General features: G+C 69.6%; 9 protein-coding genes. 7 read left to right on the top strand and 2 right to left on the bottom strand.

Going from position 1 to position 12,828, the window contains the following annotated elements; all coding sequences use genetic code 11:
• The first annotated feature begins 127 nt into the window (after positions 1-127).
• The 7 genes from H9641_RS00335 to nrdF all read left to right on the top strand — a co-directional run bounded on the left by H9641_RS00335 (position 128) and on the right by nrdF (position 10,828).
• Complete coding sequence (locus H9641_RS00335) at positions 128-2,248, top strand: beta-galactosidase (RefSeq protein ID WP_191799978.1); 2,121 nt, start codon at positions 128-130, stop codon at positions 2,246-2,248.
• Positions 2,245-4,515 carry an alpha-xylosidase gene (gene yicI / locus H9641_RS00330; protein ID WP_191799976.1) on the top strand — a complete coding sequence of 757 codons (2,271 nt, stop codon included), beginning with the start codon at positions 2,245-2,247 and terminating at the stop codon, positions 4,513-4,515. Before H9641_RS00335 ends, yicI begins: the two co-directional genes overlap by 4 nt.
• A 198-nt stretch (positions 4,516-4,713) precedes the next feature.
• A complete protein-coding gene (locus H9641_RS00325) occupies positions 4,714-6,204 on the top strand; it encodes a GH1 family beta-glucosidase (protein WP_191799974.1) in 1,491 nt (496 codons plus the stop codon).
• 629 nt (positions 6,205-6,833) lie between these two features.
• Positions 6,834-7,076, top strand: coding sequence for a glutaredoxin-like protein NrdH (gene nrdH, locus H9641_RS00320; RefSeq protein WP_191799972.1), 243 nt, complete (start codon positions 6,834-6,836; stop codon positions 7,074-7,076).
• Between the two features lie 37 nt (positions 7,077-7,113).
• The gene (gene nrdI / locus H9641_RS00315) at positions 7,114-7,545 is read left to right on the top strand and encodes a class Ib ribonucleoside-diphosphate reductase assembly flavoprotein NrdI (protein ID WP_191799970.1); all 432 of its coding nucleotides are present in this window, start codon (positions 7,114-7,116) and stop codon (positions 7,543-7,545) included.
• Positions 7,515-9,674: a class 1b ribonucleoside-diphosphate reductase subunit alpha gene (nrdE, locus tag H9641_RS00310; RefSeq protein ID WP_225219743.1), complete on the top strand. Its 2,160-nt coding sequence runs from the start codon at positions 7,515-7,517 to the stop codon at positions 9,672-9,674. The genes nrdI and nrdE overlap by 31 nt, the downstream gene beginning before the upstream one ends.
• Before the next feature lie 173 nt (positions 9,675-9,847).
• The gene (gene nrdF, locus H9641_RS00305) at positions 9,848-10,828 is read left to right on the top strand and encodes a class 1b ribonucleoside-diphosphate reductase subunit beta (protein ID WP_056646237.1); all 981 of its coding nucleotides are present in this window, start codon (positions 9,848-9,850) and stop codon (positions 10,826-10,828) included.
• Positions 10,829-11,001: 173 nt separating this feature from the next.
• Here the strand turns inward: nrdF and H9641_RS00300 are convergent, their stop codons facing one another.
• Positions 11,002-11,496, bottom strand: coding sequence for a phosphoribosyltransferase (locus H9641_RS00300; RefSeq protein WP_191799968.1), 495 nt, complete (start codon positions 11,494-11,496; stop codon positions 11,002-11,004).
• A 152-nt stretch (positions 11,497-11,648) separates the two neighbouring features.
• On the bottom strand, positions 11,649-12,608 hold the full coding sequence (locus tag H9641_RS00295) for an FKBP-type peptidyl-prolyl cis-trans isomerase (protein WP_191799966.1): 960 nt from the start codon (positions 12,606-12,608) through the stop codon (positions 11,649-11,651).
• Positions 12,609-12,828 lie beyond the last annotated feature (220 nt).

Here is a 12,828-nt window from a genome sequence, read left to right as displayed (position 1 = left end):
GCAGGGTGGACAGAGGCTGTCCCGGAGGCCGTGTTCGACGATGCGTCTCGCGAAGACGCTGGACAGGACCTCGGCCGTCAGACTAGCGTGTTGAACCGCTTCGATGAAGTGGAGACCAGGAGAGGCAATGACGCTACTGACCCCTGACCGCGCCGGCGGTCGCCCGTCCCCGGGCACGGACCCGGCCCCCGGGCTCGCCCCGCTGACGACCGAGCTCGGGATCCTGTTCGGCGGTGACTACAACCCCGAGCAGTGGGACCCTGCCGTGTGGCGCGAGGACGTCCGGCTCATGCGGCAGGCGGGGGTCAACCTCGTGACCGTCGGGGTCTTCAGCTGGTCGCGCTACGAGCCGCAGCCGGGCGTGCGGGACTTCGCCTGGATGGACGAGGTCCTCGACCTCCTGCACGCGCACGGCATCGCGGTGGACCTCGCGACACCGACGGCCTCGCCACCGCCCTGGCTCGGGAACCTGCACCCGGAGACGCTGCCGGTCGACGCGGACGGCGTGCGCCTGGGGTGGGGCTCGCGCAACCAGTTCAGCCCGGCCTCGCGCGTCTACCGGGAGCACGCGCTCGCGATCACCCGTGACCTCGTCGAGCGGTACGCCGAGCACCCTGCGGTCCGGATGTGGCACGTGGGGAACGAGTTCGGTCAGGTCTGCCACGGCGAGGAGTCGGCGGTGGCGTTCCGGGGGTGGCTGCGCGAGCGCTACGGCTCGCTCACGGCGCTCAACGAGGCGTGGGGGACCTCGGTCTGGTCGCAGCACTACGGGCGGTGGGAGGAGATCACCCCTCCTCGCCGGGCGCCCTACCACCTCAACCCGACCCAGGTCCTGGACTTCCGCCGCTACTCGTCCGACGCCCTGCGGTCGTTGTTCCGCGAGCAGCGCGACCTGATCCGCGAGATCGACCCCGTGCGGCCCGTGACGACGAACTTCATGGGCTTCTTCGCGCTCGTCGACTACTGGTCGTGGGCCGAGGACCTGGACGTGGTCGCGGACGACGCGTACCCCGACCCGACCGACCCGCACGCCGCGAGCACGTCGGCGCTCACGCACGACCTCATGCGTTCGCTCGGGCGCGGTCGCCCCTGGGTCCTCATGGAGCAGGCGGCAGGCGCCGTGAGCTGGCGCCCGCACAACCTCACCAAGTCGCCCGGACGGTCGCGGCTCGAGTCGCTGCAGGCCGTGGCCCGCGGGGCCGACGCGATCTGCTTCTTCCAGTGGCGGGCCGCGACCAAGGGGCCCGAGCGGTTCCACTCGGCCATGCTCCCGCACGCGGGCCCCGAGACCCGCGCGCACCAGGGGGTCCGGCGCCTGGGCGCGGACCTCGCGAGGCTGCGGCCCGTCGTCGGCTCGCGCGTCGGGGCACGGGTCGCGATCCTGTTCGACTGGCCGAGCTGGTGGGCGTCGCAGGGCGAGGCCCTGCCGACCGACCGGCTCGACGCCCTGGCGCAGCTCCGGTCCTGGTACCGCCCGCTGTGGGAGGACGGCGTCGCGGTCGACGTCGCCCGCCCGGGTCAGGACCTGTCGGGGTACGACGTCGTGCTCGCGCCGCAGCTGTACCTGCTCACCGAGCCCGCGGCGGACACGTTGCGCGAGCACGTCGCGCGGGGCGGGACGCTCGTGCTCGGCCCGTTCGGAGGGGTCGCCGACGAGTCCGCGCACGTGCGGACCGGACGCTTCCCCGCCCTGCTGCGGGACGTCGTCGGGGTCAGCGGCGAGGAGTGGGTCCCGCTTCCCGACGACGGCGCGGAGGTCGTCTGGGCGGCGGCGGCGCCGGGGCGGCCGGGCTCCTTCCGGGCCGAGGTCCTCGGCGAGCTGCTGCGCTCCGAGGGCGCCGAGGTGCTCGCGTCGTTCCGGGGCGGACACCTCGACGGGGCCCCGGCGATCACGCGTCACCGCCGCCCGGGCTCGGGCGCGGCCTGGTACGTCGGGACCGTGCCACCGCAGGACGCCCTCGCGGACGTGGTGCGGCAGGCGCTCGCCGAGGCGGGCGTCGAGGGGGCCGCGCCCGCGGTGCGCCTCCCCGGCGTCGAGGTCGTCCGGCGCGGCGACGCGCTCTTCGTGCTCAACCACGGCCGGGGCACGGTCCGCGTCCGCGTGGAGGACCTGCTCCCGGGGTCGTCCGTCCCCCCACGTCATCCCGGGTCCGAGGTCGTCGACCTCCTGACCGGGCTCCCACCTGCCGCCGGCGAGGTCGTCCTCGCGGCCGACGACGCCGTCGTCCTGATCGAGAGGAACTCATGAAGTTCACGGATGGTTACTGGAAGCTGCTGCCGGGCGTGACGCTGCTGCGGCCGCAGTCGGTCGACGAGGTCGTCGACGACGCCGGCCGACTCGTGGTGTACGCGCCCACGGCGCCGATCCTGACGCGTGGTGACACGCTCAACCGGCCGCTCGTCACGGTGTCGTTCGACGCACCCATGGACGACGTCGTGGGGGTGCGCATCGAGCACCACCAGGGGCGGCGGGACCCGGGCCCGCACTTCGAGGTCGCGCGCGCGTCGGGGGACTCCAAGGTCGTCCTGCCCCTCGTCGAGGGGGAGCACGGCGCGTCGCTGACCTCGGGCAGGCTCGCGGCGCGGGTCGCGACCGACGGCGGCTGGCGCGTGGACTTCGTGGCCGACGGCAGGGTCCTGACGAGCTCGACGGACCGCAGCGTCGGGGTCGTCACGACGCCCGACGGCGCCCATCACGTCCGCGAGCAGCTCACGATCGGCGTGGGCGAGCACCTGTACGGCCTGGGCGAGCGCTTCGGCGCCCTGGTCAAGAACGGGCAGTCGGTCGACATCTGGAACGAGGACGGCGGGACGGCGAGCGACCAGGCGTACAAGAACGTCCCGTTCTACCTGTCGGACGCGGGCTACGGCGTGTTCGTGGCCCATCCCGAGCGGGTCTCGTTCGAGGTGGGCACCGAGGTGGTCTCGCGCACGCAGTTCTCGGTCGTGGGCGAGGCCCTCCAGTACTACGTCATCTACGGGGCGACGCCCAAGGAGATCCTGAGCCGGTACACCGCCCTCACGGGCCGGCCCGCCAAGGTGCCCGCGTGGTCGTTCGGCCTGTGGCTGTCGACGTCGTTCACCACGGACTACGACGAGGGCACCGTGACCTCGTTCATCGACGGCATGGCAGAGCGCGAGATCCCGTTGAGCGTCTTCCACTTCGACTGCTTCTGGATGCGGCAGTTCCACTGGTGCGACTTCGTGTGGGACCCGGCGACGTTCCCCGATCCCGAGGGCATGCTCGCGCGGCTGCGTGCCAAGGGGCTGCGGATCTCGGCGTGGATCAACCCGTACATCGCCCAGCGCTCGCACCTGTTCGTCGAGGGGCGCGAGAAGGGGTACCTGGTGCTGACGCCCGCGGGCGACGTCTGGCAGTGGGACATGTGGCAGGCGGGCATGGCGCTCGTCGACTTCACGAACCCGGACGCGAAGGCCTGGTACCTCGCGCAGCTCAAGGGCCTGCTGGACCAGGGCGTGGACTGCTTCAAGACCGACTTCGGCGAACGGATCCCCACGGACGTGGTGTGGCACGACGGGTCGGACCCGCAGCGCATGCACAACTACTACGCGCACCTGTACAACGAGGCCGTGTTCGAGCTGCTGCGGGCCGAGCGCGGCGAGGGCGAGGCCGTGCTCTTCGCCCGCTCGGCGACCGCGGGCGGGCAGCAGTTCCCGGTCCACTGGGGCGGGGACTGCGAGTCGACCTACGCGTCGATGGCCGAGTCGTTGCGCGGCGGGCTCTCGCTCGCGCTGTCGGGGTTCGGGTACTGGAGCCACGACATCGGGGGCTTCGAGGGCACGCCGGACCCCGCGGTCTTCAAGCGCTGGGCCGCGTTCGGCCTGCTGTCCTCGCACAGCCGCCTGCACGCCTCGGACTCCTACCGCGTGCCGTGGGCGTTCGACGACGAGGCCGTGGACGTCACCCGGGCCTTCACACGGCTCAAGATGTCGCTCATGCCGTACCTGGCCCGGGTGGCGGGGGAGGCGCACGGGCAGGGGGTCCCGATGATGCGGCCCATGATGCTCGAGTTCCCGCAGGACCGGGGGACGGCCGGCGTGGACACCCAGTACATGCTGGGCGACGCGCTGCTCGTCGCCCCGGTGTTCAGCACCGAGGGCGACGTCGAGTACTACGTCCCGGAGGGGCGCTGGACGAACCTCCTCGACGGGCGCCCGGTCTCCGGGCCGCGGTGGGTGAGCGAGCGGCACGGGTTCGACTCGCTGCCGCTGCTGGTCCGTCCGGGCACGGTGCTGCCCGTGGGTGCGTGCACGGACCGCCCGGACTACGAGTGGGCCGACGGCGTGACCCTGCGCTTGTTCGAGCTGCCCGACGGGCACGACTCGACGACCACGGTCCCGTCCGAGACGGGCGCGCCGACGACGTTCCGCACGCGCCGCGAGGGCGGGCGGGTCATGGTCACCTCGGACGACGCCCGGGCGCCGTGGGCCGTGCAGGTCGGCGAGCAGGTCGTCCGCGCCGAGGGCGCGGGGAGCGTCGAGCTGTCCGTCTGACCTGCCCTCCCGCGTCGCTGCGCGGGTGACGTCGGGGCAGGGGCGAGCGGCGCCGTCGGGCGAAGGACCCGGCCCGACGGCGCTGCCCACCCCGGGCCTCGACGTCGCCCCCACGCGTGGGTACCCTGATCGAATCGATACGTGAGAGCGCTCCCACGCTGTCGCGGACCGTCCATCCCGAACCACCGAAGGAACACCGTGAGCAACGTCGCTACCCGGCAGGACACCGGACCCGCACCGTCCCCAGCGCAGGCCCCCGCGCCGCGCACCTTCCCGACCGACTTCCTGTGGGGGTCGGCCACCGCGGCCTACCAGATCGAGGGAGCCGCCGCCGAGGGCGGGCGTGGGCCGTCCATCTGGGACACCTACTCCCACACCCCCGGCCGCACGCTGAACGGCGACACGGGCGACGTGGCCGACGACCACTACCACCGGTGGGCCGAGGACGTGCAGCACATCAAGGACCTCGGGCTCGGCGCCTACCGGTTCTCGATCTCCTGGTCGCGCGTCCAGCCCGGCGGCACAGGAGAGTTCAACCCCGAGGGCATCGCGTTCTACTCGCGGCTCGTCGACGCGCTCCTCGACGCAGGCATCAAGCCCGTCGTGACGCTCTACCACTGGGACCTCCCGCAGGAGCTCGAGGACCGCGGCGGCTGGGCGAACCGCGAGACCGCCCACGCGTTCGCCGGGTACGCGCGCCGCATGGCCCGCGAGCTCGGCGACCGGATCGACGTGTGGACCACGCTCAACGAGCCCTGGTGCTCGGCCTACCTCGGCTACGGCTCGGGCGTGCACGCCCCGGGGCGCACCGAGCCCGTCGCGGCGCTCGCGGCCGTGCACCACCTCAACCTCGCCCACGGGCTCGCGTGCCTCGCCATCCGCGACGAGCTGGGGCAGGACGTCCAGACCTCGATCACCCTCAACCTGCACGTGATCCGGCCCGACGACCCGACGTCGGAGGCCGACCTCGACGCGGTGCGCACGATCGACGGGCTCGCCAACCGGGCGTTCCTCGGCCCGCTGCTCGACGGCGCCTACCCGGCCGACCTGCTCGCCGACACCGCGCACGTGACCGACTGGTCGTTCGTCCAGGACGGTGACCTCGAGATCGTCCGGCAGCCCCTGTCGGTGCTCGGCATCAACTACTACTCGACGACCAAGGTGCGCCACTTCGCGGGCGACGGCGAGCGCGCGGAGAACGACGGCCACGGCGCGTCGAGCCACAGCCCGTGGATCGGGGTCGACGACGTCGAGTTCGTGACGCAGGCGGGCCCGTACACCGCGATGGGCTGGAACATCGAGCCCGCCGGGATGACCGAGCTGCTCCTCTCGGTGCACCGGGCGTACCCGGGCCAGCCCCTGATGGTCACCGAGAACGGCGCGGCGTTCGACGACGAGGTCTCGATCGGTGCCGACGGGACGGCGCGGGTGCACGACGACCGTCGTGTCGCGTACCTGCACGACCACATCGACGCGGTGGGTGCTGCGATCGACGAGGGGGCCGACGTGCGCGGGTACTTCGCGTGGTCGCTGCTCGACAACTTCGAGTGGGGCTACGGCTACGACCGCCGGTTCGGCATCATCCGCGTCGACTACGACACGCTCGAGCGCACGTGGAAGGACTCGGCGCACTGGTACCGCCGGCTCGTGACGACCTCGGTGCTGCCGGGGGTGGCGGAGATCGGCTGACGGGCGTCGAGGACGCCGGTGCCCGGGGCCGGTCCCGGGCACCGGCGTGCCGACCGGGCGTGGGCCGCTGGAGGTCGCGACAGGCGCCGGTGATCTATCTCGCACCCGTCGCGGCCGTGGCGCGACACGCCGACGGAACATGACACGCGGGAGAATTCGTGTCCGGCTTGTCTGGTTCGGTGCGGCGCCGGGTGTGGCGCCGAGGTGGGGTTGGTCTGCCTGCCGGCCCCCCTCGCGCGCTCTGCACAGCATGTGGACGGACGCCCTCCACAAGCTGTGGAGAAGTCCTCGGGACCGCTCGGACAAGCCGTTCTCGGGCTCCGGGACCGGTGGACGACGGGGTGCATCCGGGGGAGTGTCAGTGCCTCCTGGGAGGATGGATCCGTGCTTGTAGCACACTTCGACACGTCTCGAGGAGGAGGCGGCGAAGATCGTCAGACCACGACATCTAGTGCCGAGCGCGGAGCCCGCCCACTAGGTATAGTGGTCAACACCAGGGAGCGATCGTCTCCCCGGCAAACCACACGGTCGTAGTTCCACCAGCGTTCTTCGAGGTCAGGACCCCAGCAGGGAGTCGGCCTGAGCGCCCCCGCTGGAAGCTCGATCCCCTACCCGAGGAGACTGACCAGATGAGCATCACGGTCTACAGCAAGCCGGCTTGCGTTCAGTGCGACGCGACGTACCGCGCCCTCGACAAGAAGGGCATCGAGTACTCCGTCGTGGACATCAGCCAGGACGCCGAGGCACTCGAGCTCGTGCGCGGCCTCGGCTACCTGCAGGCGCCCGTCGTCATCGCGGGCGACGAGCACTGGTCGGGCTTCCGCCCCGACCAGATCAACGCTCTCGCGGCGAAGGTCGCTCCCGTCGCCTGACCAGCTCGTCCCACCGGTCCCCGCTGCGAGGTGTGACATGGGATCGCTCGTCTACTTCTCCAGCGCGTCGGACAACACCCACCGGTTCGTCCAGCGACTGGGCCTCGAGGACCGTGGCCACACGGTCCACCGCATCCCGCTGCGACCCAAGGACGAGTTCCTGCGGGTCGACGAGCCCTACGTCCTGATGGTCCCGACGTACGGCGGCGGCAACGAGGGCGGGGCAGTGCCCCGCCAGGTCATCAAGTTCTTGAACGACTCACACAACCGGTCGTTGATCCGCGGCGTCATCGCCGCGGGCAACACCAACTTCGGCGAGGCCTACTGCATCGCCGGCGACATCATCTCCTCGAAGTGCCAGGTGCCTTACCTGTACGCCTTCGAACTTCTGGGAACAGCCGAGGACGTCGAGCGCGTCCGCGACGGATTGGGACGATTTTGGCAACGACAGTCACGGATTCCAGCGTGAGCACGGTGGCGGCGGGCGTCGAGCTCGACTACCACGCGCTCAACGCGATGCTCAACCTGTACGGCCCCGACGGCGAGATCCAGTTCGACAAGGACCGCCAGGCAGCGCGCCAGTACTTCCTGCAGCACGTGAACCAGAACACGGTCTTCTTCCACAGCCTGGAGGAGAAGCTCGAGTACCTGGTCGAGAACAAGTACTACGACCCCGCGGTCCTCGACAAGTACGACCGCGACTTCGTCAAGACCTTGTTCGAGTTCGCCTACTCCAAGAAGTTCCGCTTCGACACGTTCCTCGGCGCGTTCAAGTACTACACCTCGTACACGCTCAAGACGTTCGACGGCAAGCGTTACCTCGAGCGCTTCGAGGACCGCGTGTCCATGGTCGCCCTCGGTCTGGCCGACGGCAACGAGCAGACGGCCCTCGACATCGTCGAGGAGATCGTCGCCGGTCGCTTCCAGCCCGCGACCCCCACGTTCCTCAACATCGGCAAGGCGCAGCGCGGCGAGCCCGTGTCCTGCTTCCTGCTGCGCATCGAGGACAACATGGAGTCCATCGCGCGCGGCATCAACTCGGCCCTGCAGCTCTCCAAGCGTGGCGGTGGCGTGGCCCTGCTCCTGAGCAACATCCGTGAGCACGGCGCCCCGATCAAGCACATCGAGAACCAGTCCTCGGGCGTCATCCCCGTGATGAAGCTCCTCGAGGACTCCTTCTCCTACGCGAACCAGCTCGGTGCCCGCCAGGGCGCCGGTGCGGTCTACCTGCACGCGCACCACCCCGACATCATGCGTTTCCTCGACACCAAGCGTGAGAACGCCGACGAGAAGATCCGCATCAAGACGCTGTCGCTCGGTGTGGTCATCCCCGACATCACGTTCGACCTGGCGAAGAAGAACGAGGACATGTACCTGTTCTCGCCGTACGACGTCGAGCGCGTCTACGGCAAGCCCTTCGCCGACATCTCGGTCACCGAGAAGTACGACGAGATGGTCGACGACGCACGCATCCGCAAGACGAAGATCAAGGCCCGCGAGTTCTTCCAGACCCTCGCCGAGCTGCAGTTCGAGTCCGGCTACCCGTACGTCATGTTCGAGGACACGGTCAACAAGGCGAACCCCATCAAGGGCCGCATCACGCACTCGAACCTGTGCTCGGAGATCCTCCAGGTCTCGACGCCCTCGACGTTCAACGAGGACCTGTCGTACGACCACGTCGGCCGCGACATCTCGTGCAACCTCGGCTCGCTCAACATCGCCAAGACGATGGACTCGCCGGACTTCGCCAAGACCATCGACACCGCGATCCGCGCCCTGACGGCCGTGTCCGACCAGACGAGCATCGAGTCCGTCCCGTCGATCAAGCGCGCCAACGAGTCGGGGCACGCGATCGGCCTCGGCCAGATGAACCTGCACGGGTACCTCGCTCGCGAGCGCGTCTTCTACGGCTCCGAAGAGGGCATCGACTTCACGAACATCTACTTCTACACCGTGGCCTACCACGCGATCGCAGCGAGCAACCGCCTCGCGATCGAGCGGGGCCGGGCGTTCGGCGGGTTCGAGGACTCGACCTACGCCTCGGGCGAGTACTTCGAGAAGTACACGGACCAGGTGTGGGAGCCCGCGACGCCGCGCGTCAAGGAGCTCTTCGAGACCGCCGGCGTGCACATCCCCACGCAGGAGGACTGGAAGGCGCTGGCCGCGTCCGTCAAGGAGCACGGCATCTACAACCAGAACCTCCAGGCCGTCCCGCCGACCGGCTCGATCAGCTACATCAACAACTCGACCTCGTCGATCCACCCGGTCGCCGCCAAGATCGAGATCCGCAAGGAAGGCAAGATCGGGCGCGTCTACTACCCGGCGCCCTACCTGACGAACGACAACCTGGAGTACTACCAGGACGCGTACGAGATCGGCTACGAGAAGATCATCGACACGTACGCCGCGGCGACGCAGCACGTGGACCAGGGTCTGAGCCTCACGCTGTTCTTCAAGGACACCGCGACCACGCGCGACGTCAACCGCGCGCAGATCTACGCATGGCGCAAGGGCATCAAGACCCTGTACTACATCCGCCTGCGCCAGCTCGCGCTCGAAGGCACCGAGGTGGAGGGTTGCGTCTCCTGCATGCTGTGATTGCCCTCGTCGCCTGACGGCGACGTCCACGGGAGGGGCGCCGGTCTTCCCGGGCCGCTCGTGCCTCGCGGCCCCCGCCAGGCCCGACCACGACCGGCGCCCCTCCCGTTCCCGCCGCCCGCAGGACCTCTCGTCTCGTCGCAGGCACCGTGCTGAGAAAGAAGAAGAACGACATGTCACCCACTGGGAAGCTCAAGCTCATCGATCGCGTGTCCGCGATCAACTGGAACCGTCTCGACGACGACAAGGACGCCGAGGTCTGGGACCGGCTCGTCGGGAACTTCTGGCTCCCCGAGAAGGTGCCGGTCTCGAACGACATCCAGAGCTGGGCCACGCTCACCGAGGAGGAGAAGACGCTCACCATGCGCGTCTTCACCGGCCTGACGCTCCTGGACACCATCCAGGGCACCGTGGGCGCCGTGTCGCTCATCCCTGACGCGATCACCCCGCACGAGGAGGCCGTGTACACGAACATCGCCTTCATGGAGTCCGTGCACGCCAAGAGCTACTCGTCGATCTTCTCGACGCTGTGCTCGACGCGCGAGATCGACGAGGCGTTCCGCTGGTCGGAGGAGAACCCCAACCTCCAGCGCAAGGCCGAGATCGTCATGGAGTACTACAAGGGCGACTCGCCGCTCAAGCGCAAGGTCGCGAGCACGCTGCTCGAGTCCTTCCTGTTCTACTCGGGCTTCTACCTGCCCATGTACTGGTCGAGCCGCGCCAAGCTCACGAACACGGCCGACCTCATCCGCCTCATCATCCGCGACGAGGCAGTGCACGGGTACTACATCGGCTACAAGTTCCAGAAGGGGCTCGAGAAGCTCACCCCCGAGGAGCGCGACGAGATGAAGGCCTACACGTACGAGCTCCTGTTCGAGCTCTACGAGAACGAGGTCCAGTACACCGCAGACCTCTACGACGGCGTGGGCCTGACCGAGGACGTCAAGAAGTTCCTGCGCTACAACGCCAACAAGGCCCTCATGAACCTGGGCTACGAGGCGCTGTTCCCCAAGGACGAGACCGACGTCAACCCGGCGATCCTGTCCGCCCTGTCACCGAACGCCGACGAGAACCACGACTTCTTCTCCGGCTCGGGCTCGTCCTACGTGATCGGCAAGGCCGTGAACACCGAGGACGACGACTGGGACTTCTGACGCCGCCCGTCACCACGGGCTGACCACGAACGGGCGCGCCCGCCCCCCCCCCCGCTCCGGAAGGAGCGGTGGGGCGTCGGCCGTTGGCGTGTGTGCGGGCGCCCGGAGTGTCACCGCCCACCGTGGTGGTCGAACCGGTGGTGGCGACCCGCACCTCGCGGGCGGTCAGCGACTCAGTCGTTCGGCCGCGCCAGCGCGCCCTCGACCGGGGGCTCAGCCGACCACGGGAACGTGATCCACTTGTCGGTCTCCTTCCAGGAGAAATCCGGCTGCAGGATCGTGCGCGGCTTGGTGTACAGCACGGCCGAACGTGCTTCGGTGCCGTGCTCGGCGAGCAGGTCCATGACCAGGGCGAGGGTTCGGCCCGAGTCCGCGACGTCGTCGACCACGAGGACCTTGGACCCCGGGAGCTCCGACGTGTCCATGAGCGGGGGGAGGACGCGGGGGTCGGCGAGCGTCTGACCGATGTCCGTGTAGAACTCCACGTTGAGCGTCCCCACGCCCTTGGTGCCCAGCGCGTAGGCCACGGCCCCGCCGGGAAGCAGTCCGCCGCGGGCGATCGCCACCACGACGTCGGGCTGGAAGCCGCCTGCGACCACCTGCTCGGCCAGCTGCCTGGACGCGGTGCCGAAAAGCTCCCACGTCATGACTTCGCGCTCTGTGCTCATGGACAGAGCCTAGGGGCAGCCCCTGTGAGGTGCCCTGCCCGACGGCCCGCACCGGACGTCACCCGTCCAGCACGCGAGAAGGGCCGCCTCCCGCGAGCGGGAGACGGCCCTTCGACGGTCCGGACGGCTGGGCCGTCAGGAGGGGGTGCAGATCAGGAGGCGTCCAGGATGTCGACGACGAAGACCAAGGTCTTGCCGGCGAGGGGGTTCGTCTCGCTGGCCTCAGCGCCGTAGGCGAGCGCCGCGGGGACGACCAGCAGCACCTGGCTGCCGACGGTCTGACCCGTGAGCCCGGTGGTCCACCCCTCGATGACACCGCTCAGGGGGAAGGTCGCCGGGGCGCCGTTCTCCCACGAGGAGTCGAAGGACTCACCGTCGAGCGTCCAACCCGTGTACTGGGTCGTGACGGTCTGGTCCGCGGTGACCTCCGGACCGGAGCCCTTGATGAGCGTCTGCACGACGAGCTCGGTCGGGTCGGCGTAGCCCTCGGGGATGTCGATGCTGGGCTTGCCCGTGTCGTCCAGCGTGACGACCGGCAGGCCCTCGGCCGGCGTCACGGCCTCGCCCTCGGCGCGGTCCGGAACGTCCTTGGTGCTGACGATCTGGATGAGGTTCACGCGGGTGTCGGTGGTCTGGTCGTCCTCCTGGCTCGGGAAGGCGACGAGGACCTGGGCCCCGACCTTCTGGCCGATCAGGGCGTCGTTCAGCAGCTCGTAGCTCGCGTCGCCGACCGTGAACGACTCTGCGGCGTCATCGGTCCAGGTCGAACCGAGCAGCTCCGCCGAGCTGCCCTGGTACACGATGTACTGCATCGTGACGAGGTCCCCTTCGGCGACCTCGTCGCCGTCCCCCTCGGTGACGACCTTGCTCGTCGTGGTCGAGACCGTGAGGCCCTTGTCGAACGCGAGCGTCGCGTCCCCGTCCGTCCCGGTCACGACGACCGAGTCGAGTGCCGCGATGTCGGCTTCGGTCGGAACACCCGTGTCGTTGGCTGCTGCCGACTCGGTGGCTGAAGGGCTGGCGCTGCCACCGTCGCCGGAAGCGCAACCGGACAGGACGAGGGCGGTCCCCAGGGCGATCGCGACAAGGCCGCGAGAGGTACGGAGCTTCACAAGAATCCTTCGTTCGGGGGTGTCCGCGCACGACCGGGAGTGAACACGGCGCCGAGCACGGGAGTGGCGGGCTCGGCAACTCTAGCCGCACTCTCTGAGAGTGTGCTGAAAACGACGGTCGCGACCGGCGGGCACTCGTCGCTGTCGCGACCGGCGGGCACTCGTCGCTGTCGCGACCGGCGGGCACTCGTCGCTGTCGCGACCGGCGGGCACTCGTCGC

The organism is Oerskovia merdavium (assembly GCF_014836755.1).
In the GTDB taxonomy this organism is placed as follows: Bacteria; Actinomycetota; Actinomycetes; order Actinomycetales; family Cellulomonadaceae; genus Oerskovia; species Oerskovia merdavium.
Note: the sequence above shows the minus strand (reverse complement) of the source record. Positions and strands in the feature narration are given on the sequence as shown.